The organism is Yeosuana aromativorans, assembly GCF_014646655.1.
Classification (GTDB): domain Bacteria; phylum Bacteroidota; class Bacteroidia; order Flavobacteriales; family Flavobacteriaceae; genus Yeosuana; species Yeosuana aromativorans.
This window is the reverse complement of record NZ_BMNR01000003.1, coordinates 62,167-84,840: the sequence shown is the minus strand read 5'-3', so window position 1 is coordinate 84,840 and position 22,674 is coordinate 62,167. Positions and strand designations below refer to the sequence as shown.

Here is a 22,674-nt window from a genome sequence, read left to right as displayed (position 1 = left end):
GAGAATTTTATATCTGATAGAAAATAATGAATACTAAATATATTGACCTTATTGGCCAAACCTTTGATTTCCCGCAAGAAGAATTTAAGCTGGAAGATAAAAACCTTCAATTTCATGACATCGATTTAATGGAATTGGTAGAAACCTATGGAACGCCATTAAAGTTTACCTACTTGCCCCAAATATCAAATAATATCAACAGGGCCAAAGGCTGGTTTGCCAAAGCCATCAAAAAAAATAAATACAAAGGAAAATACAACTATTGTTATTGTACCAAAAGTTCCCATTTTAAGCATGTTTTAAATGAAGCACTTAAAAATGATATCCACATAGAAACCTCTTCAGCCTTTGATATTGATATTGTTGAGAACTTAAAAAGGGAAGGTAAGATAACCGAAGAGACCTACGTAATCAGTAACGGATTTAAGCGTGCTCAATACGTTGAGAATATTGCGCGATTAATAAACAACGGACACAAAAATTGTATTCCAATTATTGATAATTATGAGGAAATCGATTTATTATCAGAACAAATAAAAGGCAAATTCAACATAGGTATTAGAATAGCTTCTGAAGAAGAGCCTAAATTTGAGTTTTACACATCTAGACTAGGGATTGGTTACAAAAACATTGTACCGTTTTACAACAAACAAGTAAGGGACAATAAAAAAGTAAAGTTAAAAATGCTGCACTTTTTTATCAATACAGGCATACGGGACAACGCTTATTACTGGAACGAATTGTCAAAATGTTTAAAGGTTTATGTCAGTTTAAAAAGGATATGTCCTTCATTGGACAGTTTGAATATTGGAGGTGGCTTCCCCATAAAAAATTCATTGGCATTTGATTTTGATTATGAATATATGGTTGATGAAATAATCAATCAGATTAAGCTTGTCTGCGATGAGGAAGAAGTAAAAGTGCCTAATATTTTCACTGAATTTGGGAGCTTTACCGTGGGTGAAAGCGGTGGTGCTATTTATGAAGTGCTGTACCAAAAACAACAAAACGACCGTGAAAAATGGAATATGATCAACTCGTCGTTTATTACAACATTGCCTGATACTTGGGCCATTAACAAGCGGTTTATTATGTTGCCCGTTAATAGATGGTATGATAGCTATGAGCGTGTCCTGTTAGGAGGTCTTACTTGTGATAGTGATGATTACTACAACAGTGAGCAACATATGAACGCTATTTATTTGCCAAAATACAATAAAGAAAAACCTTTGTATATTGGCTTTTTTAATATTGGTGCGTATCAAGAAACTATTGGAGGTTTTGGCGGATTGCAACATTGCTTGATACCCTCACCAAAACATATTTTAATAGATAAGGATGAAAACGGAAACCTTACAACAGAATTATTTAGTGAACAACAAAAAAGTGAAGACTTACTTAAAATTTTAGGTTATAATGGACAATAAAACGTATGCTGGGATTCCAGAGGAATTTTCTAAGCAGGAGCAGGCCAAAATTGTGTTAATACCTGTTCCTTATGGTAATGCAAATACATCTCAAAAAGGGCCAGAAGCTTTTTTAAAGGCCTCTGAAAACATTACCCTATATGACATTGAAACAGATACAGAAGTATACCGACAAGGCATTTATTTAGCTGATGCTGTAACAGAATCTTCGGCTGAAACTATGGTTAATGCGGTACACCAATCAGCAAAAAAATATATAAAAAAGAATAAGTTTGTAACGCTTGTAGGTGGTAACCATGCTATTTCAATTGGTGCTATTCGTGCTTTTAATGAGTGTTTCAATAGTTTAACGGTACTTCAAATTGATGCCCATGCAAACTTATTGAAGACTTACAAAGGATCTTCTCTGCATCCAGATTGCGCACTGTATGAAGCTAGCCAAACCACCAATCTTATTCAAGTAGGGGTTCGTTCCATGAATGCCATTGAAAAAACGGTCATGGATGATGAGGACAAAATATATTTTGCCCATGATATGGCAGTGGATGATACTTGGATGGATTCCGCAATTGACCAAATGACAGATAATGTGTATATTACGTTTGATTTGTCAGCTATTGACATTTCCATAATGACATCTGTTGCCAAACCAGAACCAGGCGGTTTGTTTTGGTATGAAACCTTAGAGTTTTTAAGAAAATTATTTGAAGAAAAAAATATTGTAGGGTTTGATTTGGTAGGATTGTGTCCTAATGAATTAAATGCTGCTTCAGACTTTTTAACAGCCAGACTGTATTACAAAATGTTAAGCTACAAGTTTGCTGAAGAAAATGTGGATGATGATTATGACAATTCGTACGAAGGCTTAAACCAAAAAAATAACGTTTCAAAATTTGATGATGATGACGAATACTAAAGGTGCAATTTCTAATTTTATTGAAAAATATTACTTACACTTTAATGCGGCTACGGTTGTAGATGCAGCAAAAGCTTATGAAGCACAGTTGGAGCAAGGTTCTAAAATGCTTGTGTCATTGGCGGGTGCCATGAGTACTGCGGAGCTGGGCAAGATATTTGCTGAGATGATCCGTCAGGATAAAGTGCAAATTATATCTTGTACTGGCGCCAACCTAGAAGAAGATATCATGAATTTGGTTGCGCATTCACATTACAAACGCGTTCCTCATTATCGTGATTTAACGCCTCAGGAAGAGTGGGATTTGTTGGAGCAAGGATTAAATAGGGTAACAGATACTTGTATTCCAGAAGAAGAAGCCTTTAGGCGTTTACAACAACATATTTTTAAAATTTGGAAAGATGCCGATGATAAAGGGGAGCGTTATTTGCCACATGAGTTTATGTACAAAATGCTATTATCGGGCGTTTTGGAAGAATATTATGAAATTGATTTAAAAGACTCATGGATGTATGCGGCAGCAAAGAAAAATTTACCTATAATTGTTCCAGGATGGGAAGACAGTACTATGGGAAATATTTTTGCTAGCTACGTACTTAAAGGAGAGCTTAAGGCAAGCACCATGAAATCGGGGATAGAGTATATGACTTTTTTGGCTGATTGGTATACCGAAAACTCAAAAAATGGTATTGGTTTTTTCCAAATAGGAGGTGGTATAGCTGGTGATTTCCCAATTTGTGTAGTGCCCATGTTATATCAAGATATGGAACGAACAGACACACCGTTTTGGAGCTATTTTTGCCAGATAAGTGATTCCACAACAAGTTATGGTTCGTATTCTGGTGCGGTTCCAAATGAAAAGATAACTTGGGGAAAATTAGATATTAACACACCAAAATTTATAATTGAAAGTGATGCAACCATTGTAGCACCGCTTATTTTTGCCTACTTATTAGATATGTAATTATGAATAAAAGAGACAACCTAAAACGCGTCATTGTAGACTTTAAAAAGCTAACGCCCGAAATTTTGGGACTGTTGGTTGAAAAATATCCTGACGGATATGATGAAGAGCATATTATCACCTTTAGAAATGCTAAAAACGAATTGGTTGAAGCTGTTGAAGTTAATACCGATGACACCAAATACCTCATTAAGGTAAGTACCAAATTGGTGAAAACCATGGAAAATTATGATGAGGATGATTATGAAGATTATGACAATGACGATCCAGATGCTATTCAAGATCCAGATATTGATGTAGCTGAGGATTCTGAAGAGATGGATTTGGATTAATAGTTATTAAGATGATTGAAGCTGTTTTTATATCTTACAAAGACGGTTATTTTAAGTTTTTGTTTGAAACGGGTGAAGAGATGGTTTTTGAAGAGGTTCATCCAAGAGCCTTAAAACAATACGATTTAAAAAACGATAAAAGTTTAATAGGAAAATCTTTTTTGGTATCTTTCATAGAAGTTATTGAAGATGCCGATGAGGATTTTGTTATTTACAGGATAGAAAGTTTAAAACCTCTTTAATCTCATTATATGAATACGCCATTTCACATTTCATTGCCATGTGTTAGCATAAAAGAAACAAAGAGCTTTTATGTGGACTGTATTGGTGCTACTTATGGTAGGAATACTCAAAATTGGATCGATGTTAATCTGTTTGGCCATCAAATTACATTTATCAAGGCCAAAAAATTTAATTTCAATAATCCAAACTACATTTTTGAAGGTAAAATATTGCCGTCTTTTCATTTTGGTGTAATTGTAGATTTAGACACTTGGAAATCCATTTACTCAAAACTCGATGGATTTAAACTTGACTTGGTTACTGAATCTACGTATTTAAAAGATCAATTAGGAGAACATCAGTCTTTTTTTGTTAAGGATCCTAATGGATATATGTTGGAATTTAAGACATTCAAACAAACAACAGATATTTTTAAAGCTTAAAAAGAAATCCATCCTTACCACATGTAAAATCAACGCAAGGTTTTACTAAAAGCATTTTCAGACTTGAGGTGGCAAATATCTGAAGACAACATACCATTTCATTTAACCTTTTTACAAGCAAAACCCTAGGTTTTTTAATGAGAATATGGGGGGGTGTATGTGCTTGTGAAACAAATAACAAAACCCATGAAAACATTATTTTTAATGATTTCCTTTTTGATAGTACCCCTTTTTACTCCAGTGGATCAAGCATCAACTACAGTAGAAGCTACTTATGACGGTCATGAAGATTACGGTTATAATTTTATTGCCAAACATCCTGATAATGATGAAGAATATACCTTAACCTTCCAAGAAGTAAGTGATGCCGTTGCAAAGGAATTTGATTTAAAATCAGAAGCCTTAATAGGAACTAAGTTTAAAATCACGTATACAACCAAAATAGTGGTTACCAAAGACGAAGATAATTACGAGGATGAAAATGAAATCAATACCATTACAAAGCTTGAAAAGCTGTAATTGATTTATTAAAAGACTTTTTTAGGCTACCATTTTGGTGGCCTTTTTTATAAATACCTCCCAAAAAAACACACTATAAACTAAAACATATTCCAAAGTAATAACCCAAAGGGTTTCAGTGTTATTTGTGTTGGTGTAAGCTAAATAACTTAATATCACTGCAAAGCTCCAGACCAATGGGAATTTATATTTGGTAAAAACAGAAATTATTAAAAGTGTTGCTATATACCATGGGTGAACGGTTGTACTGGTAAAATAGTAAAAAGATAGTACAATCAGCATATTGCTTACCAACTCGAGCGTTGTTTTGTTTTTCTTTAAAAAAGCCATAAACAAAACAAATAGAACCACTAGAACAGGAATTATTTTCCCTATAATATGTATTTCATTATATCCTCTAAACAAATAACCTATTTCTCTGGCTATGTAATACAAACTAGCATTAAATTCAAACTCTTGAAACCACAAAGCAACTGTTTGGGTATAATTTGACAAAAGCCCAGACGAAATAAAAGGTGTAAAAAACAATATGGTTGTCAAGCCAATAATTGCGTAAAAAAGGATGCTTTTTTTCCAGCCTAGTTTTTGGAAAAACAGAGGTAAAAATATAAGAGGTATTAATTTTACGGATATAGAACAAGCCAGTATTACAGCAGCGGTTTTCCAACGGCCTATTTTAAACAAGTATAAACCCCATATTAAAAAGAATATCATGACACTTTCAAAATGAAGGTTTCCAGTGAGTTCAATAATGATAAATGGATTGAGTATATACCAAAAAATATGATGAATAGGAATGTTTAATTTTTCTAGCAATTTTTTTCCAAAAAAAAGCGTTCCAAAATCGGCCGCAATGATAATCAATCGCATGACTATTGCCGAGCCTAAAATACTGTTACCAGCAAATAGGCTTGCAATGACAAAACAAAGTTGGTTTAAAGGCGGATAATTGGTGTAATGGCTAGCGTTTAAAATACCCATACCATTGTAGAGTTCTTGAGCTTGCTGTATTGGAAAAATCCCTTTTGAAATAAAGGATTCAGGTGTGTGCAAATACGGATTTAACCCTTCCAAAATCATTCTCCCATCCCATATAAAACGATAAAAATCTTGGGATAAGTTTGGAATGGAAAAGAGAAATATTAACCTGAATATAAATGCTATTGCACTTAAAAAAAGGGTATTGTGTTTATTGATTTGTATAAGCTTGTAAAACAAAAAGCATAAAGCCGAATAAAGCATAATGAGCTTTATATAATCGGTTCTTACCAAATCGTAGGCAAAACTGAAATAAAAGAGTGCTGTTATTAAAACAAATAATATTGAGGAGTTATATCGTTTTAAAAACAAAAGTATGGAAGTTTAAATCAGTTATATTTTTATCAATCTACCCATTCGGCAATGAACAAGTTGGTGTCTCTACCACCACCATTGTTTCTATTTGATGAAAACGCCAAATATTTACCATTGTTTGAAAATACAGGAAATGCATCAAATGTTTCACTGTGGGTTACACGTTCCAGATTTTTCCCATCAATATCAATCATGTATAAATTAAAAGGAAACCCTCTTTCTGATTCAAAATTGGAAGAAAACAACACTTTTTTTCCTGAAGGAAGGAAAAAAGGACACCAGTTGGCATTTCCTAAGTTAGTAATCTGTTTTAGGTCACTGCCATCCACATTACAAATATACAGTTCCATATTGGTTGGTTCCACCAATCCATTCGCCAAGAGGTCTTTATAAGCCTTAATTTCTTCATCTGTCTTTGGTCTTGAAGCACGGAAAATCAATTTTGTGCCATCAGGAGAAAAGAATGCACCACCGTCATAGCCTACTTCATCAGTAACTTGCTTCACGTCACTTCCGTCTATATTCATGGTGTAAAGTTCTAAATCGCCGCTGCGGGTTGAGGTGAATACAATTTTATCACCTTTTGGAGAAACGGTTGCTTCAGCATCATAACCAGGCTCATTAGTAAGCTGTGCAGTGATGTTACCATCAAGATCGGCTACAAAAATATCAAAGGAATCATATACGGGCCATACATACTTTCCATTTTGTCTTAACGGAACCTCTGGACAGTTTTCATTATCCAAATGTGTAGAGGCATAAATAATATGCTTGTTGTCAGGAAGAAAGTAGGAACAGGTTGTACGGCCTTTTCCTGTACTAATCATTTTAGGTTTTGAATCCTTAAATGTATCACCATAATTCATTAAAAATATTTGGTCACAATTAAGCCCCCAGTTTTTATTGTTAGACTGAAAAACCAATTGTTTATCATCAAAACTCCAATAAGCTTCAGCATTATCACCACCAAAAGTAATTTGTTTAATGGATTTAAAATGCTTCTCTTCAGGAAAAATCAAGGAATCTTTTTTTACTTCTACAGTTGATGTAGAAGTTGTTTTTTCAATTGATTGCTGATTGTTTTTATTATCCTTGCAAGAAAGAAAACATAAAATGGCAGATATAATTATGACAAATTTCATTTTTAAACTATTTTTAATAAAAATAAGGATTCTTCCGTATTGATGAATTACTTATTCAAAATTTTATCAAACTTAACAAAATCAAACTTATGAAGCCAATATGTGTCTTGTTTGTCATCGCGTTGTTTATATCATGTAAAAGAGAAAAACCTGTTGAAATATCCATGAAAGATGATGTTGTTGTTTTGGCATCAGACAGTCTTCATGGCAGGCAAACCGGTACGCCTTATGAGATTATGGCAGCCAACTATATAGCTGATAGATTCAAGAATATAGGGTTAGAACCTAAAGGCACAAACGGATATTTTCAGGAATTTTCATTTATTGATAAAAGCGATCCCCATGGTAAAGTAACCTATGTAAGTAAAGCCGAAGATAGCACCACAACAGGAACCAATGTGATTGGTTTTTTAAATAATAATGCTGAAAACACCATTGTTATTGGAGCTCATTATGACCATTTAGGTATGGGCATTGAAGGGTCATTGTATAGGGGTGAAACACCTCAAATCCATAATGGAGCCGACGACAATGCAAGTGGTGTTGCAGCTATGTTACACCTTGCGGCTGGTTTAAAGAACAAGGACACCAATAACAACTATTTGTTTATAGCTTTTTCTGGTGAAGAGATGGGCTTATTGGGTTCAAATTATTTTGTTAAAAACCCAACCATTGATTTAAAAAAAGTAGACTATATGCTGAATATGGATATGGTTGGCCGATTAAACAAAGAAAAATCCATTGCAGTTTATGGTGTAGGTACATCCCCAATTTTCAAGCAAGTGCTTTTTGCCTATAAAGGGGATTTAAAAGTGACTGAAAACGAATCAGGTGTAGGGCCAAGCGACCATACATCATTTTATTTAATGGATATTCCTGTGCTGCATTTCTTTACTGGTCAGCATGAAGACTATCACAAACCTTCTGATGATTCTGATAAATTAAATTATGAGGGTATGGAGACAATAACCCAATACATTTTATCCATTATAACAGAATTAAATGATGATGGAAAATTAGCTTTCAGAAAAACAAAAAATGAAAGTGAGGAAGTACCGGCATTTAAAGTAACCTTGGGAGTTGTGCCAGATTATTTATTTAGTGGTAAAGGCATGCGGATTGATGGTGTAAGTGAAGATAAGCCTGCACAAAAAGCGGGCATGCAAAAGGGTGATGTTGTTATTAAAATGGGTGATTATGAGGTTAGTGATATGATGAGTTATATGAAATCTTTGGGAAAATTTGAAAAAGGAAACACCACTCAAGTTACCATTAAACGAAATGACAGTACACTTGTGTTGAATGTCACTTTTTAATTGTGATGCCTTTTGAAATTTGATGAAATAGAATTAAAAAACACATAACCAAAGCCAATAAAAAGCATTAAATGGAATGGGAATAGACCAAAGTCACCCCCTTGGTTTCCAACTATAAAGGCACTGTACATGCCAAATGCAAAATACAGCATTAAAAGACCTTCAAAAATCACATTTATTGAAATGCTTTTTTTAATGTATTTGTTTTCTTTCCAGGTGTCTTTAAGTGAATTTATATTGAATTTAGGAGTTCTAATAAATTCGCTTTTTTTGCCTAAGTGACCTTCTAAAACAGCAATAGAATTATGTAATGAAAAGCCCATGGCAATGGAGAAAAAGGTAAAAAACATACCAATATATTTAATGAAATTCTTGATACCGCTACCATAAATGTTTTTGTACATAATCCAATAGCAAATAAAGAAAATAATGGTGCTTATCACAAAAAAGCTCATCACATAGAAGTATGGTTTTAAGTGAGCATATTCATTTTTAATGTAAAGCATAGGAATACTTAAAACGGCAACTATCAAAACATTTAAAAACATGGTGCTGTTAAGTAAATGTAAAACCCCATGCACTTTGGTTTTGGCAGAGATATTTTCGTTTTTGAGAATGCGCCAAAGCATTTTTCTAAAGTTTTCGGCTCCACCCTTATTCCACCTAAACTGTTGTGACCTGGCGGCACTTATAATTACAGGAAGTTCCGCAGGGGTTTCTACATCTTCAAGATATTTGAATTTCCAGTTTTTAAGTTGGGCTCTGTAGCTTAAATCAAGATCTTCTGTTAAGGTATCACCTTCCCAGTTTCCGGCATCTATAATACATTCTTTTCTCCAAACACCAGCAGTTCCGTTAAAATTGATAAAATGTCCCTTGCTGTTGCGGCCCACTTGTTCTAAAGTAAAATGGGCATCCAGTGCAAAAGCTTGAATTTTTGTCAGTATTGAATAATTACGGTTAATGTGTCCCCAACGTGTTTGAACAACACCTATATGTTCGTCTTTAAAATAAGGTATGGTACGTTTTAACCAATCTTTTTTGGGCAGAAAATCAGAATCAAAAATGGCAATAAATTCGCCTTTGGCAATCTTAAGACCTTCTTTAAGTGCACCAGCTTTAAAGCCTGTTCTGTCGGTTCTGGTAATTTGTTTAATATCAAGACCGGTTTGTCTTAGCTTCTCAATATGGTCATGAGTTGTCTTAACTGTTTCATCGGTTGAATCATCAAGAACTTGTATTTCCAGTTTATCTTTAGGGTAATCTATTTGTGCAATGTTGTCCAGCAACCGTTCCATAACATACATTTCATTATAAACAGGAAGTTGTATGGTAACGTAAGGAACCTCTTCTGGTTTTGAAAAATCATAAGTTATACAATGGTCCTCATGCTTTTTGGATGCTAAATAATTGAATAATAGATTTAGCTGGGCCAATGCATATGTGAAAATAAGTAGAAGGGCAACGGTATAAACAATTATAGTAAGCGTAACTAATATCATTTTTTAATACTGTATTTAAAAATCCAACCTAAAATTATAAGGCCAGCAAAGATACTACCTTTTATGGTTCCTGATACTTTTGAAACACCTATTCTTTGTTTGTATTTCACAGGAACTTCAATGTACGATAATTTTTGCTTTAAGGCCTTTAATTGCATTTCAACAGTCCATCCGTAAGTCTTGTCTTCCATATGCAAATCTAATAACTTTTGATATTTTATGGCTCTAAATGGACCTAAATCTGTAAAACGTGCACCGTACATGAATTTCATTAAAAAAGTTGCAAGCCAGTTGCCAAACACTTGTTGCGGTGTCATGGAATGGGGTTCTCGTAACGCTTTTGTTCGTGCTCCTATTACCAAATCTATGTTATCATCAATAATTGGTTTTACCAGTTTTGAAAGTTCTTCAGGATAATCACTGTAATCGCCATCTAAAAACACTATTATATCCGGTTTTTCAGAATGGGCAGCTATATAATCAAGCCCTTTTAAACAAGCAAAGCCATAACCTTTATTAGTTTCAGTTAATACTGTTGCTCCAGCTTTTATTGCGTTTTTTGCAGTCTCATCATTGGAATTATTGTTGACCACGATAACTTCATCAACAATTTTTGGTATGTCATTGATGACATTTGCTATAGAATGTTCTTCATTATAAGCAGGAATGATGACTTTAATTCTGGGCATTAAATACTAACAATCAATGTGCAAAAGTACAATATTTTATGAATTTTTTAACGTTTTGTGAAGTTCATTCCAATAATCTTGAAATTCTTGTCTCCCCAGCGCAAATTACTGCACATTTATTTTTTGTATTCTTCTTGTTGAGCTGGAACAATATGCTTGTCAAAATACCAAGAAGACCATTTTTCTAAGGTTAAAAAGATACCAATGCCGAATATGATGGTAATGAGGATCATCAAGATTAAATTCTTTTTTTTACGTTTGGGATCTATGGAGCATTGATTTTGTTTTTTTCGATATAAATAAATGCCATAGCCTCCAATGATTACACCCAGTCCTCTCAATATCCAAGACCCAAGCCCAACGGATCCATCTTCGGCATAAAAGAAGTCAGCAAAAGAAATGGCATAAATCCCACCCATTAGGCCAAACATAAACAATACGGCAGGAGCTACACAGCAAATTATACCTGCAATTCCTGCTGGAATAGCATATTTTAAAGCCCATTTTAAGGCATTGGGTTCTTTGTTCTCGGTTTGATTGTTTTTCATTTTATGGTAATCATTAACTATTCAACGCTTTTGTCGTAAGATTTGTTAAAACCTTAATGACATATCTACGGTTTGTTTAAATTTAGATGTTAATTCAAACTTATGAAGCTAATTTATGCATTTTGTTTCTGTTTTTTGCTGAACAACTGTGCGATAACTACGCAGTATCCTTCAAAAATAAATGGGGTAAGCTATGTGGCTTCAAGAGATTCCATTACAGAAATACATATCAAACCTTTGTTGAACATTCATGCCAATTATGCATCTATCATGCCGTTTGGGTTTATTCGTGATTTGTCACATCCCATAATTCAATATAATTCAAAACGACAATGGTTTGGTGAAACAAAAGCTGGTGTAAAACATTACATCCATGCGCTAAAAACAAATGGTATACATATTATGATAAAACCTCAAATATGGGTTTGGAAGGGTGAGTTCACCGGAGATATTACCATGAAAACAGAGGCAGATTGGAAGGCTTTTGAGAATTCTTACACCCAATTTATTTTGGATTATGCAGAAGTGGCCCAAGAAATTGGTGCCGATATTTTTTGCATTGGTACTGAATTGGAACATTTTATTGAAGCCCGTCCAAATTATTGGAAAGAGTTAATCAAAAAAATAAGACAGGTCTATAAAGGTAAGTTAACCTATGCGGCCAATTGGAATGAATATAACCAAACCCCGTTTTGGAATAAGTTGGATTATATTGGGATTGATGCCTATTTTCCAGTAAGTGATTTAAAAACACCAACGGTAGAGGCCTGTAAATTGGGATTAGGCCGTTGGAAAACCGAAATGAAACACACCTGTGATAGTTTAAAAAAACCTGTTTTGTTCACTGAATTTGGTTATAGAAGTGTTGATTTTTCAGGAAAGAAACCTTGGTTGACAGATAGGCAAATGGGTACTGTTAATTTGCAGGCACAAACCAATGCTACCCAAGCTTTTTTTGAAACGTTTTGGAACGAAGATTGGATAGCCGGGGGCTTTATTTGGAAGTGGCATCATAACCATAAGACTGCTGGTGGAAACAATAATACGCGGTTTACGCCCCAAAACAAACCTGCAGAACAAGTCATAAAGGATTTTTATTCAAAAAAATAAGTTTCAAATGGATTTAATTATTTGGTGTTTTTCAATGGTTGTCAAAAAGCGTGATTTATTGGTTAAATGGAAACCGTTAATTTTGTAAAAAAGACTAATGATGAGAACTTTTGTGGTTGGTGATATTCATGGCGCATTAAAAGCATTGGTTCAGTTGTTGAATAAGCTGGAGGTTAAAGAAGAAGACACATTCATTTTTATGGGTGATTATGTTGATGGGTGGAGTGAATCAGCACAGGTTATTCAGTTTTTAACGGAATTCTCCCAAAAATTCAATTGCATTTTCATAAAAGGGAACCATGATGTTTGGTGTGAAAATTGGTTGAGATTCAATACTGTTAACAAAACCTGGTACCTGCATGGCGGAAAGGAAACCATGGAGAGTTATAATGGTTTTTCAGAGGATGAAAAAAAGAAACATTTAGAGTTTTTTGACAACTTAAAACTATATCATATTGATGACAAAAACCGATTATTCATTCATGCAGGGTTTACATCGATGCATGGTGTCGAAAAAGAAGTTGTTGAAGAAGCGTTTTATTATGACAGAACCCTTTGGGAAATGGCAGTGTCTTTAGATAAGCACTTAGATGAAGATTCGGAATTATACCCAAATCGATTGAAGCATTACCATGAAATTTATATAGGACATACACCAACTATTAATTATAACAGTTATGAGCCTATGAATGGCGCCAATATTTGGAATGTTGATACTGGCGCAGCTTTTTATGGTAAGCTTTCAGCAATGGATATTAATACAAAAGAGGTTTTTCAAAGTGATGTTGTAAGGACATTGTATCCAAACGAAAAAGGGCGTAATCCTTTTTAACCAATATGTTTTTTGTAATAAGTATGTAGTGCTTTTGCATCGGCACCCAACCAGTATTTTAAATGAACTATAAAAAAATGGTATTGCAGTTTCCACACACCTTGTTTTTTATAAAGCCGGGCCGATGTGAGGATGGATTTTTGAATCACTTTAAATGAAGTGGATGTAAACAGTTTTTTTATTATGATGTTATCTTCATAAATGATATAGGATTCATTAAATCCGCCTATTTTTTGGAATAATTCCTTTGTTACAAACAAGCTTTGGTCACCGCCACGACAAATAAACCAAGGGAACTTTGTAAACCATCCCATGAGCTGTAACCACCAATGATTGCTATCAAATTGCATTTTAAAGCAACCGGCCAAATGGCCTTTATTGACTTCATCAATAATAAGGTTATCAAAATTTTTTGGAGGAAACGAATCCGCATGTAAAAAATACAGGATATTTCCTGAAGCCTGTTTCGCGGCAATATTCATTTGTTTGGCACGTCCTTTTTCAGAATGAATAAGTGTGATGTTTTTGAATGTTGAAACAATTTTAATGGAATCATCGGTACTACCGCCATCTACTATAATGATTTCTGAAATATTTTTTTCAGAAGTAGTATTTAAAAGATAATTCAGCAGATTGGCTATGGTATCAGCTTCATTGTAAATAGGAATAATAATTGAAAGCTTAGTCATTTAAATTCCAATTGTAGTCTTTAAATTTGATTGTGGCGCTACCAGAAATCCCAATGTGGGTATACTGATTCAAAAAATCAATTAATGAGCCATGTTGTTTAAAATCTTTTTTAAACCATTGAAATATTTTAGATAACTCAAGGCTATTTTTAGAAATCGTGTTTTTGGTTGAATCGGACAAAAATTCAATAGCAGCATTGGTTAATTGCGTATTTAATTCTGAAGCTGTAAACGCTTCATTTTGCAATTTAGGACAAGATACCGATGCACAAACTATGGCAAAATGGATTCTGGGTTCGTCCATCTTTCTCAAGATATCATGTTCGATATGGTTTAATGACATGGTTTGTCCATTGATGATGATAAACTTTTTGTCCCATGGGTTTTTAATATCCTTGATGCTTTTAACCGGATAGTTATCAATAATCAATTTTACGGTAAAGGCATTGTAAGCATTGATCCAAAAGGCCAAGGTCTCATTTTTTGACCATGTTTTATTGGGCTTTGCTTTGGATAATTTTTGAAGATAGATGTTTAGGTTTTCAGGATGCGATTGAATTGATTTATAATCAACACGGCCATCATTGGTGACATATTTTTGTAGTATGGAAGTCCATAATGAATGGTCAAAATTTTGACTGTGTGCTGATAGATTTAGAAATAAGCAAAAAATAAAACTGAAATAGACTTTCATCATTTTTTGCTTAATGGATATAATTCCTGATTGACAAAATCTTTGGGAAATGTGTCATCACCTTCAAACCCTAATTCAATATCCCTGCCGCTATGCGGAATATAATCGGTTTTAAACAAGTAATCCCAAATACTGAGTGTAATGCCGTAATTCACACCATATGTTCTGTTTTTAGGCAGTTCTTTGGCATGGTGCCAAATATGCATTTTGGGGTTGTTCAAAACATACTTTAATGGGCCGTAGTTCCAACCTAAATTGGCATGGTTTAAATGCCCAATGGCAATATTGAAAAAAAACACAATGGCAACATCTTGTGCATCAAACCCGCCAATAATGGCCAAAGGAATATAGAGCAAGGATTTGTAAACCACAGGTTCCATCCAATGATAGCGCAAATGGGCTGCAAATCCCATTTGTTTAACGGAGTGGTGTACTTTATGAAAATTCCAAAGCCATGGCACACGATGCAATAATCTATGCGTGTTCCATTGTACAAAATCGGATATCAAAAAGAAGATGAGTAATCCTACTGGTTTTGGTAGGTCATCAACATCAAACAGTTGAAAACTTGAAATTGATAATCCAATGGTTTTTAAAATATCGTTGAAAAATTCAGCAACTGTATTTGATAGTGCAATAAGCACAATAAGGTTCAGAAGAAAAAAATTGAAAAACATGTAAAACGTATCCAACCAAAAATCCTTTCTAAACAGAGGCTGGTCTTTGCGCCACGGGAAAAGAATTTCCAAGCCCCAAACCAATAGTGAAATACCAATTAAACCATAAAAGTAATTATCCCAGTGGTTAATGGAAAACAACTCATGTTTGAGGTAGTTCCAGTAACCAAAATAGGATTTTTTTATGATGTCTAAATATTTTTCCATTTAAAAAGACGATAACAAGGTTATTTTTGGTCAATGTAGATATCAAATGAACTCATGAACTCATAATTATAAGTTCTTAATCAATTCTTTAAAAAGTGTAATCATATCAGGTTCTGCTTTGGCCGCCATTGCCAAAATATCATTAATATCAACTGGTTTTAGGTTATTTGGGTCGCACTCATCCGTTAAAACTGACACCGCTGCCGCTTTTAGTTTTAAATGGTTAGCTACAATAATTTCAGGAACGGTGCTCATGCCAACTGCATCGGCTCCAATGGTTTTTAGCATGCGGTACTCTGCTCTCGTTTCCAGTTGCGGTCCCACAACACTGGCATAAACACCTTTATGGAGATTGATGTTATGTTCTTTTGCAATGGTTTCAAATTTAGAATTGATGTCTGCATCGTAAGGAGCGCTCATATCCGCAAAGCGTTCTCCTAAATGTTCTACTCCTTTAAAGGCCAATGGTGAACTTCCTTGTAGGTTAATGTGGTCCTCAATTAGCATCAATTCCCCTTTTTTAAAGTTAAGGTTTATGGCGCCTGCAGCATTGGAAACCAAAAGGGTATGGATGCCCAATTGTTGCATAATGCGAACGGGATAGGTGACATCTTGTAACGAATAGCCTTCATAAATATGAAAACGTCCTTGCATGACCACCACTTTTTTGCCTTCTAGATTTCCATAGATAAGTTTGCCTTTATGGAACTCTACTGTGGCCGTTGGGAAGTTAGGGATATGATTGTAACTTACCTCATGAAGAATATCTATTTCATCTACAAGTTGTCCCAGGCCTGTTCCTAAGATGATGCCAATATCAGGGTTTTCAAACCCTTTGGATATTAAATAATCAGTGGTTTCTGTAATGTATTTAATCATTTGTGCTGTAATATTTCTTTAATTCTTGATATGGTTTAACATCATCAAAGGTATCAATATCATTTAATTCTTCTAACAAGCTAAAGTTACTATTTTGAATATCATCTAGCGTATCTTTTAACACAGAAGATGAGTCCCAATCCTTGTTTTTAAAAATGGAATTGTGTAATGTTTTCATGCCCAACAAATAGTAACCGCCATCTTTTGCTGGCCCTACAACAAAGTCATGCGTGTTTAACATTTGAAAGGCGTCATTTACATTATTTGCTGTGAGGTCTAAAATATCACTTCCAATAATGATGATTTTTTCATAACCCAGTTGAAATAACTCAGAAAAGGCATTTTCCATTCGGGCGCCCAAGTCGTAACCATATTGCAATTTTTTTCTGAACACATCAGGGTTCCACAAATCATTTTTTTTAATGGTTTCAGAATAAAACACATATTTATCAGCATTCACTTTTGCAGAAATTGTGGCAGTATGGTTAAGTAAGTGTTTGTAAATATTCAGGGCCGCTTCATCACCAACCGTTTTTGCCAAACGGGTTTTACATTTGCCTAATTCCGGGTTTCTGGTGAAAATAATAAGAGCACTTTTTGAGGTTGGAAAATAAAAATTAGTTGCTAATTCATTATCAGAGCCTGAATCCTTTGTGCTTAATAATCCCATTTTAAAATACTTTAATTCCTCTTTTTAGCCATTTGCCCCATTCTTTAGAAAAAACATGAACAGAATCGGTTTCTTGTTCTTTAGAATTATAGACGGGGAACATATTGTTTTTCCACTCAAAGATACCACCATAAAGATTGAAAACATGATTGTAACCTACTTTTTTTAGTTTTGCGGCAATTGTTTCTGATCGAATTCCAATAGAACAATAAACCACAATCTCTTTATTTTTATCAGGAACTTGTTTGAGAACAGAATCTATTGAAAACTGGTTATATCCAATCCAAATAGCATCTTTAATATGGCTTACTTTATATTCGTTTTTTTTTCTGGCGTCCAAAATAACAGCTTGCGTTTTTGGCATGGCCAATTCTTGAACAGACATATAAGGAATCTGTTTTTTGTTGTATTGATTTAATAATTTAGAAAGTGACTCTTGGGCATTGCCAAAAAAGGTCGCAAAAAAGAGCAGTATGAACAGATTTAATTTCATGGCTTAAGTAACACTACCTTGACAACTGCTTCCGGCTCCTGCGGTACAGCCATAGCAATGCTGGGAAATGGCAATTGGCCGCCCTTTTAATAAATATTCATTGTATTCTGAAATATGTTTAACCTTACTATTTACAGGCAATTGAAGCATTTGGTTAAAATCACAATCATATAAATAACCATCCCAACTTACGGATAATGTGTTGGTGCACATCACGTTTTTAACAGCTTCCGGATTGTAGGCTTCAACCAATGTATACATATAATCCTCGTAATTATCAGACGCTATCAAATAGTCTAAAAACCGACTGATTGGTAAGTTTGTGATGGCAAATAAATTATGGAAATGAATGTTGAAATCTTCCAACAAGGCTTTTTTGAAATCTTTTTCCAAGGACGCTTGATTTGCTGGTAAAAAAGCACCCGATGGATTGTAAACCAAATCCAATCGCAAGTTACTATCGGGCATGCCATATCCTACGGCATTTAATTCTTTTAGAGCTTCAATGGATTGACTAAAAACACCCGTTCCTCGTTGTTTATCAGTTTTTCCTTGAGTCCAATGTGGCATGGAAGACACTACATGTACATTGTGTGATTTGAAAAACTCCGGCAAATCGGCAAATTTTTTATTGGCCTTTATAATGGTAAGGTTGGAACGTACAATAAAATCCTTGATGCCAATTTTTGAGGCTTCATCAACAAACCAACGAAAATGTGGATTCATCTCTGGTGCGCCACCTGTTAAATCCAAGGTATGAGCACCTGTTTTTTTAATGACTTCCAAACACTGTAACATGGTTTCCTTGGTCATGATTTCTTGTCGGTCTGGACCAGCATCTACATGGCAATGTTCACAAACCTGATTGCACATATATCCCACATTAATTTGAAGGACTTCCAGTGTTTTTGACCTGAGCGGGAATTGACTTGTTTCAGCAATTTTATCAGCAAATTTGGGTAAATCCTCACTTTGAAAGATTCCGTTAGATAAAATTTCAAGTTGTCGTTTACTGTTTGCTAAATCGCTTTTTCGTTTATGTAAAGATGCTGTAACCAAAATTTAAGATGATTTGAGATGTGTATAATGTGTATAATAAGACGATGTATTCAAAAAAACTTACATATCAAGCTTATTAACTTTATTCATCATTTGCACACCATGAACTAAGGATGCGCCACCACGAATGGCCGCCGCTACATGAAGTGCTTCCATCATTTCCGCTTTGGTAATGCCACGTTGTAAGCCATCACCTGTATAAGCGTCAATACAATAAGGGCATTGAATGGTATGGGCAACCGCTAGGGCAATCAAGGATTTTTCGCGCTCTGATAAAGCGCCTTCCTCAAAAACCTTTCCGTAATAGTCAAAGAATTTTTTCCCTAGTTCTTCATTCCAGTCTGAAATGTTTCCAAATTTTTTTAGGTCTGCCGGGTCGTAGTATGTCTTTTGCATAAGGTTAAATGTTTTTCTATAAAGATATGAATCTAACCTTATTTGTCGAGTCATTTAAACAGACTTAACAAAAGTTTTGCAAAAGGGTGAAGCGTTAATTTAAGATTTCAGCTTTTCTATTTCACGTTCTATAAATTCCATATTGGAAATATCAATATCTACATGGTGTAGTGCGCCTTCTGTAGTACAAAACACATCATAACATAAATTTTTCAGGTTATCGTTAAGCTTAAACAACATGGCCTGAGTAACTTGATGCGGATTTGATGTAAGTAGCGCCATTTGCTTTCGTTTGTCATTCAGCACATCTTCAACCCAATTGCCATAACTTAGAAGTTCATCTGGCGTCATCTTTATATTTGAAAGTCTTAAGTCAACAATAAAATTGAAATTGGCATCATAGTCTTTGTCATCAATTATGGATTGTTTTAGTTTTTTTAAACCTTCAAAGGTTAAATCGTTTTGATGGAATTGTATAATGAGGTTTAATGGCTTAATAATTAAGTACTTGTAAATACTATTATTCATTCTTAAGGGGCGTTAGTTTGTTTTTAAAGGTATTAAAAAATTGATATATGTCAATTTTTTTAGATATTATTATGTAATTGGCTGATTTAATGGTGATTTGATTCATTTCAAGCGAAAAACAGTCTTAAACCTTTAATTATATTTAAAATAAACTAGATTTGATATCATTAACTTTTTGTTATGTATTTTAGTTTGTTATTAGTTTGAAACTTTTAAATAATGCGATTACAATTAAATATTCAAGTTGCTTTATTCTTTTTACTGTTAACAGCGTTTTCGGCACATGCGCAATACACACCATATTTTCAAAACTTTTCTTTGTCTGAATATAACGCCGGGAATCAAAACTGGGGTGTTTCCAGAGATGAAAACGGATTGCTTTATGTGGCCAATAATAATGGCTTACTGGAATATGATGGGCTAAAATGGGATTTTTTTGAGCTTCCAAACAAAACAACCATTCGGTCAGTTTTAGCTTATAATGGTTTGGTTTTTACGGGTTCTTATGAAGAATTTGGGTATTGGAAAAAAAATTCTAAAGGGATATTGGTCTATAATTCTTTAAGTGATCTTGTAAAAAAAGATATTTCACCAGATGAGGAAATTTGGCAGATTTTATCCTTTAATGAAGGAATTGTGTTTAGGTCATTTCAAAACATATATTTATATAAATTTGATGGAGATATTAAAAAGATAAAACCTAAATCTACTGTTATTTCTTGCAGTTTGGTTGATGGTATATTATATGTTTCTACATTAAACAATGGAATATTTGAGCTTCAAAATGATAAATTAATTCCTATAATAGAAGATCCAATTCTAGAAAACACCAAAGTCTTGTCTGTAGTGAAGTACAAAGGTGAATTATTGATAATGACATCATTAAAAGGGTGTTTGGTTTTTGAGAATAACACACTTCATCCAATAGATTTTGAAGTTAATGAATTTATAAAACAGCATTTATTAAATGGATTTTCAAAATTATCCAATGGGAACATGGCTTTTGGAACTATCAAAGACGGCATCTATTTTACGGATGATAATGGTAAGGTCATGTTTCATGTGAGTAAGGAAAATGGGTTGATTAACAATACGGTTTTAAGTCAAGATTTAGATACTGAAAATAAGTTATGGCTTGGGCTAGACAATGGATTGGCTTATATTGATTTGAACAATCATAATTATTTTTATAATGATGTTTCAGGTAGGCTAGGTGCCGTTTATGATGTTATTAAGTTTAAAGGTGACATTTACTTAGGAAGTAACACTGGATTATTTTATATAGACAAAGAGAATAAATTGCAATTCATAAAAGGGTCTCAGGCACAAGTATGGAACTTAAAAGAAATTGATGGCGAGCTATTTTGTGGGCATAATGAAGGAACATTTTTGGTTGAGGATTATAAAATCAAAAAAATATCATCAAATACAGGAGGCTGGGTCATTAAAAAAGTTCCTGAAGAAAGCAACACCTATATACAAGGAACCTATACGGGACTGGTAAAGTTTAAAAAGGAAAACAATCATTGGAATGTTAAGCGTTTTAGAAAGACAACAATGCCTATCAAATATTTGGTATTTGAAGATCAAAGGACCGCTTGGGCTGCTCATGCCTATAAGGGATTGTACAAAATTAAATTTAATAGTAGCCTTGATTCTATCGTCAGTGTTGAAAATTATAATTCTAAAGGACAATTTTCCGATTTTAATGTTAGGGTATATAAAATAAAACATGATATTTTCTTTAAAACAAATGATGGTTGGTTGAAGTATGAACCCATTTTGGATAGCATAGTGCCTTCAAAATTGTTAAACGACAATTTCGGAAAAAACTCTTATATCATTTCTGAAGATGACGTTGAGCCCCTAGCTTTAAAAAAGCCATATGATGCCATAAGTTTCAGGTCATTGACAAGTGATGATAAAGAAATATCACTATCAAATAATAATTTTGAAAACAGGCTAATTGTTGGCAATGAAAACATTTCAAAAATTACAGATTCAACTTTTGCCCTAAATTTAAATAATGGTTTTATGTTGATTGATGGCGCATCCCATGTACACCCAATATTGGAAAAACCTACAATTGACAAAATTGAAATTGATAAAGAATTGATTGATCTAGAATCAAACAAAGCTTTAGAGATTAATTTAAAGAGTAGTTTTGGTGTTTCGGTATCGTCACCTAAATCAAACAACCATTTTTTTGAATATGCCATTGAGGAATTAGATTCAACCAAATGGAAAAAATTAGACAAAAATCATTTAGAGCTTTCCAATCTTAAAGATGGAACGTATACCATTCTGGTCAGAACAAGTAACAACTTAGGTAACTCATCGGATAGTTGTAAAATTAAACTAAATGTTTTGCCTCCTTGGTACAAAGCCACAGAAGGAATTGTTCTTTATATAGTTCTAATTCTAATTGGGCTTGCAATTTTTTATTATTTCAATAAGAGAAAATTAACTAGGGAGCAACGTCTTTTAAAAATAAAATTTGCCAGAGAGCAGCAAGAAATTCTAAGGGAAAAAACCTTGGAAAATGAAAAGCGTATTGTTCAATTGAAAAATGAATCGTTAAAAAACGAAGTTAAATTAAAAAGCAAACAGCTAGCCAATACAGCAATGGCTTTAGTCAAAAAGAACGAGACTTTACAAGAAATAAAAAAGGAACTCAATCATAATAAAGATAGTTTTGATAATGTGTATGCCTATAAAAAGTTATTGAAAAAAGTGGATAGTTCCATTGCTCATAAAGATGAATGGAAAATATTTGAGTATAATTTCAATCAAGTACATGAAGATTTCTTCAAAGGTCTTAAGGCCAAACATCCTAAGTTGACACCAAAGGATTTAAAAATATGTGCCTACATTAAAATGAATTTAGCAACCAAGGAAATTGCACCTTTGTTAAATGTTTCCGTAAGAGGTTTAGAGACACACAGATACAGATTAAAGAAGAAATTAAAATTAGAGAATGATATTTCTTTGTCCAATTATTTGATAAATTTTGAATAATCTACTTCAAAAACTACGTTATTTTAATATTTTAACACGTCAAAACTAC

At 33.7% G+C, this 22,674-nt stretch carries 25 protein-coding genes; 11 read left to right on the top strand and 14 right to left on the bottom strand.

Going from position 1 to position 22,674, the window contains the following annotated elements:
- The first annotated feature begins 26 nt into the window (after positions 1-26).
- From IEW94_RS07260 to IEW94_RS07230, 7 genes are all read left to right on the top strand, one after another.
- Complete coding sequence (locus IEW94_RS07260) at positions 27-1,427, top strand: type III PLP-dependent enzyme domain-containing protein (RefSeq protein ID WP_188651512.1); 1,401 nt, start codon at positions 27-29, stop codon at positions 1,425-1,427.
- Positions 1,417-2,343, top strand: a complete 927-nt coding sequence (locus IEW94_RS07255) for an arginase family protein (RefSeq protein ID WP_188651510.1) — start codon at positions 1,417-1,419, stop codon at positions 2,341-2,343. Before IEW94_RS07260 ends, IEW94_RS07255 begins: the two co-directional genes overlap by 11 nt.
- On the top strand, positions 2,330-3,307 hold the full coding sequence (locus IEW94_RS07250) for a deoxyhypusine synthase family protein (RefSeq protein WP_188651509.1): 978 nt from the start codon (positions 2,330-2,332) through the stop codon (positions 3,305-3,307). Before IEW94_RS07255 ends, IEW94_RS07250 begins: the two co-directional genes overlap by 14 nt.
- Positions 3,308-3,309: 2 nt before the next feature.
- Complete coding sequence (locus IEW94_RS07245; RefSeq protein ID WP_188651507.1) at positions 3,310-3,639, top strand: hypothetical protein; 330 nt, start codon at positions 3,310-3,312, stop codon at positions 3,637-3,639.
- 11 nt (positions 3,640-3,650) lie between these two features.
- Positions 3,651-3,881, top strand: coding sequence for a hypothetical protein (locus IEW94_RS07240; RefSeq protein ID WP_188651505.1), 231 nt, complete (start codon positions 3,651-3,653; stop codon positions 3,879-3,881).
- Between the two features lie 9 nt (positions 3,882-3,890).
- Positions 3,891-4,304: a VOC family protein gene (locus IEW94_RS07235; protein WP_188651503.1), complete on the top strand. Its 414-nt coding sequence runs from the start codon at positions 3,891-3,893 to the stop codon at positions 4,302-4,304.
- 186 nt (positions 4,305-4,490) lie between these two features.
- Positions 4,491-4,823 (top strand): hypothetical protein, encoded by a 333-nt coding sequence (locus IEW94_RS07230; RefSeq protein WP_188651501.1) that lies wholly within the window; start codon positions 4,491-4,493, stop codon positions 4,821-4,823.
- Between the two features lie 21 nt (positions 4,824-4,844).
- On the opposite strand, the gene IEW94_RS07225 is transcribed toward IEW94_RS07230, so the two are convergent.
- Positions 4,845-6,173 (bottom strand): MptA/MptB family glycosyltransferase, encoded by a 1,329-nt coding sequence (locus IEW94_RS07225; protein WP_373286598.1) that lies wholly within the window; start codon positions 6,171-6,173, stop codon positions 4,845-4,847.
- 32 nt (positions 6,174-6,205) lie between these two features.
- Positions 6,206-7,318, bottom strand: a complete 1,113-nt coding sequence (locus IEW94_RS07220) for a TolB family protein (RefSeq protein ID WP_188651499.1) — start codon at positions 7,316-7,318, stop codon at positions 6,206-6,208.
- 89 nt (positions 7,319-7,407) lie between these two features.
- Between IEW94_RS07220 and IEW94_RS07215 the strand changes: the two genes are divergently transcribed.
- The gene (locus IEW94_RS07215; protein ID WP_188651497.1) at positions 7,408-8,634 is read left to right on the top strand and encodes a M20/M25/M40 family metallo-hydrolase; all 1,227 of its coding nucleotides are present in this window, start codon (positions 7,408-7,410) and stop codon (positions 8,632-8,634) included.
- Here IEW94_RS07215 and IEW94_RS07210 read toward each other — a convergent pair.
- The 3 genes from IEW94_RS07210 to IEW94_RS07200 form a co-directional block, all read right to left on the bottom strand.
- The gene (locus IEW94_RS07210; RefSeq protein WP_188651495.1) at positions 8,631-10,136 is read right to left on the bottom strand and encodes a cellulose synthase family protein; all 1,506 of its coding nucleotides are present in this window, start codon (positions 10,134-10,136) and stop codon (positions 8,631-8,633) included. The two genes, IEW94_RS07215 and IEW94_RS07210, sit on opposite strands and share 4 nt — an antisense overlap.
- Positions 10,133-10,825, bottom strand: coding sequence for a glycosyltransferase family 2 protein (locus IEW94_RS07205; RefSeq protein ID WP_188651493.1), 693 nt, complete (start codon positions 10,823-10,825; stop codon positions 10,133-10,135). The genes IEW94_RS07210 and IEW94_RS07205 overlap by 4 nt, the downstream gene beginning before the upstream one ends.
- 116 nt (positions 10,826-10,941) lie before the next feature.
- Positions 10,942-11,373: a hypothetical protein gene (locus IEW94_RS07200; RefSeq protein ID WP_188651491.1), complete on the bottom strand. Its 432-nt coding sequence runs from the start codon at positions 11,371-11,373 to the stop codon at positions 10,942-10,944.
- A gap of 102 nt (positions 11,374-11,475) precedes the next feature.
- Between IEW94_RS07200 and IEW94_RS07195 the strand changes: the two genes are divergently transcribed.
- Both IEW94_RS07195 and IEW94_RS07190 read left to right on the top strand, forming a co-directional pair.
- A complete protein-coding gene (locus tag IEW94_RS07195; protein ID WP_188651489.1) occupies positions 11,476-12,483 on the top strand; it encodes a glycoside hydrolase family 113 in 1,008 nt (335 codons plus the stop codon).
- 97 nt (positions 12,484-12,580) lie between these two features.
- Positions 12,581-13,315 (top strand): metallophosphoesterase family protein, encoded by a 735-nt coding sequence (locus IEW94_RS07190; protein ID WP_188651487.1) that lies wholly within the window; start codon positions 12,581-12,583, stop codon positions 13,313-13,315.
- Here IEW94_RS07190 and IEW94_RS07185 read toward each other — a convergent pair.
- From IEW94_RS07185 to IEW94_RS07145, 9 genes are all read right to left on the bottom strand, one after another.
- Positions 13,312-14,004 (bottom strand): TIGR04283 family arsenosugar biosynthesis glycosyltransferase, encoded by a 693-nt coding sequence (locus IEW94_RS07185; protein WP_188651485.1) that lies wholly within the window; start codon positions 14,002-14,004, stop codon positions 13,312-13,314. The genes IEW94_RS07190 and IEW94_RS07185 overlap by 4 nt on opposite strands.
- Positions 13,997-14,701: a DUF547 domain-containing protein gene (locus tag IEW94_RS07180; protein ID WP_229669480.1), complete on the bottom strand. Its 705-nt coding sequence runs from the start codon at positions 14,699-14,701 to the stop codon at positions 13,997-13,999. Before IEW94_RS07180 ends, IEW94_RS07185 begins: the two co-directional genes overlap by 8 nt.
- The gene (locus IEW94_RS07175) at positions 14,698-15,582 is read right to left on the bottom strand and encodes a sterol desaturase family protein (protein ID WP_188651483.1); all 885 of its coding nucleotides are present in this window, start codon (positions 15,580-15,582) and stop codon (positions 14,698-14,700) included. The genes IEW94_RS07180 and IEW94_RS07175 overlap by 4 nt, the downstream gene beginning before the upstream one ends.
- A gap of 66 nt (positions 15,583-15,648) precedes the next feature.
- Positions 15,649-16,461 carry a purine-nucleoside phosphorylase gene (locus IEW94_RS07170; RefSeq protein WP_188651482.1) on the bottom strand — a complete coding sequence of 271 codons (813 nt, stop codon included), beginning with the start codon at positions 16,459-16,461 and terminating at the stop codon, positions 15,649-15,651.
- On the bottom strand, positions 16,454-17,131 hold the full coding sequence (locus IEW94_RS07165) for a TIGR04282 family arsenosugar biosynthesis glycosyltransferase (protein ID WP_188651480.1): 678 nt from the start codon (positions 17,129-17,131) through the stop codon (positions 16,454-16,456). Before IEW94_RS07165 ends, IEW94_RS07170 begins: the two co-directional genes overlap by 8 nt.
- A 1-nt stretch (position 17,132) precedes the next feature.
- On the bottom strand, positions 17,133-17,624 hold the full coding sequence (locus IEW94_RS07160; RefSeq protein WP_188651478.1) for a rhodanese-like domain-containing protein: 492 nt from the start codon (positions 17,622-17,624) through the stop codon (positions 17,133-17,135).
- Between the two features lie 3 nt (positions 17,625-17,627).
- Positions 17,628-18,683 (bottom strand): arsenosugar biosynthesis radical SAM (seleno)protein ArsS, encoded by a 1,056-nt coding sequence (gene arsS / locus IEW94_RS07155; RefSeq protein WP_188651476.1) that lies wholly within the window; start codon positions 18,681-18,683, stop codon positions 17,628-17,630.
- 60 nt (positions 18,684-18,743) lie between these two features.
- A complete protein-coding gene (locus IEW94_RS07150; protein ID WP_188651474.1) occupies positions 18,744-19,079 on the bottom strand; it encodes an arsenosugar biosynthesis-associated peroxidase-like protein in 336 nt (111 codons plus the stop codon).
- Positions 19,080-19,178: 99 nt separating this feature from the next.
- On the bottom strand, positions 19,179-19,607 hold the full coding sequence (locus IEW94_RS07145; RefSeq protein WP_188651466.1) for a hypothetical protein: 429 nt from the start codon (positions 19,605-19,607) through the stop codon (positions 19,179-19,181).
- A 219-nt stretch (positions 19,608-19,826) separates the two neighbouring features.
- On the opposite strand from IEW94_RS07145, the gene IEW94_RS07140 reads away from it, so the two are divergent.
- A complete protein-coding gene (locus tag IEW94_RS07140; protein ID WP_188651464.1) occupies positions 19,827-22,625 on the top strand; it encodes a helix-turn-helix and ligand-binding sensor domain-containing protein in 2,799 nt (932 codons plus the stop codon).
- Positions 22,626-22,674: the final 49 nt, after the last annotated feature.

Bases quoted from the DNA above. Each gene is read 5' to 3' on its own strand.
- IEW94_RS07260 (WP_188651512.1), top strand. From the start codon at position 27: ATGAATACTAAATATATTGACCTTATTGGCCAAACCTTTGATTTCCCG.
- IEW94_RS07255 (WP_188651510.1), top strand. From the start codon at position 1,417: ATGGACAATAAAACGTATGCTGGGATTCCAGAGGAATTTTCTAAGCAG.
- IEW94_RS07250 (WP_188651509.1), top strand. From the start codon at position 2,330: ATGACGAATACTAAAGGTGCAATTTCTAATTTTATTGAAAAATATTAC.
- IEW94_RS07245 (WP_188651507.1), top strand. From the start codon at position 3,310: ATGAATAAAAGAGACAACCTAAAACGCGTCATTGTAGACTTTAAAAAG.
- IEW94_RS07240 (WP_188651505.1), top strand. From the start codon at position 3,651: ATGATTGAAGCTGTTTTTATATCTTACAAAGACGGTTATTTTAAGTTT.
- IEW94_RS07235 (WP_188651503.1), top strand. From the start codon at position 3,891: ATGAATACGCCATTTCACATTTCATTGCCATGTGTTAGCATAAAAGAA.
- IEW94_RS07230 (WP_188651501.1), top strand. From the start codon at position 4,491: ATGAAAACATTATTTTTAATGATTTCCTTTTTGATAGTACCCCTTTTT.
- IEW94_RS07220 (WP_188651499.1), bottom strand. From the start codon at position 7,318: ATGAAATTTGTCATAATTATATCTGCCATTTTATGTTTTCTTTCTTGC.
- IEW94_RS07215 (WP_188651497.1), top strand. From the start codon at position 7,408: ATGAAGCCAATATGTGTCTTGTTTGTCATCGCGTTGTTTATATCATGT.
- IEW94_RS07210 (WP_188651495.1), bottom strand. From the start codon at position 10,136: ATGATATTAGTTACGCTTACTATAATTGTTTATACCGTTGCCCTTCTA.
- IEW94_RS07205 (WP_188651493.1), bottom strand. From the start codon at position 10,825: ATGCCCAGAATTAAAGTCATCATTCCTGCTTATAATGAAGAACATTCT.
- IEW94_RS07200 (WP_188651491.1), bottom strand. From the start codon at position 11,373: ATGAAAAACAATCAAACCGAGAACAAAGAACCCAATGCCTTAAAATGG.
- IEW94_RS07195 (WP_188651489.1), top strand. From the start codon at position 11,476: ATGAAGCTAATTTATGCATTTTGTTTCTGTTTTTTGCTGAACAACTGT.
- IEW94_RS07190 (WP_188651487.1), top strand. From the start codon at position 12,581: ATGATGAGAACTTTTGTGGTTGGTGATATTCATGGCGCATTAAAAGCA.
- IEW94_RS07185 (WP_188651485.1), bottom strand. From the start codon at position 14,004: ATGACTAAGCTTTCAATTATTATTCCTATTTACAATGAAGCTGATACC.
- IEW94_RS07180 (WP_229669480.1), bottom strand. From the start codon at position 14,701: ATGATGAAAGTCTATTTCAGTTTTATTTTTTGCTTATTTCTAAATCTA.
- IEW94_RS07175 (WP_188651483.1), bottom strand. From the start codon at position 15,582: ATGGAAAAATATTTAGACATCATAAAAAAATCCTATTTTGGTTACTGG.
- IEW94_RS07170 (WP_188651482.1), bottom strand. From the start codon at position 16,461: ATGATTAAATACATTACAGAAACCACTGATTATTTAATATCCAAAGGG.
- IEW94_RS07165 (WP_188651480.1), bottom strand. From the start codon at position 17,131: ATGGGATTATTAAGCACAAAGGATTCAGGCTCTGATAATGAATTAGCA.
- IEW94_RS07160 (WP_188651478.1), bottom strand. From the start codon at position 17,624: ATGAAATTAAATCTGTTCATACTGCTCTTTTTTGCGACCTTTTTTGGC.
- IEW94_RS07150 (WP_188651474.1), bottom strand. From the start codon at position 19,079: ATGCAAAAGACATACTACGACCCGGCAGACCTAAAAAAATTTGGAAAC.
- IEW94_RS07145 (WP_188651466.1), bottom strand. From the start codon at position 19,607: ATGAATAATAGTATTTACAAGTACTTAATTATTAAGCCATTAAACCTC.
- IEW94_RS07140 (WP_188651464.1), top strand. From the start codon at position 19,827: ATGCGATTACAATTAAATATTCAAGTTGCTTTATTCTTTTTACTGTTA.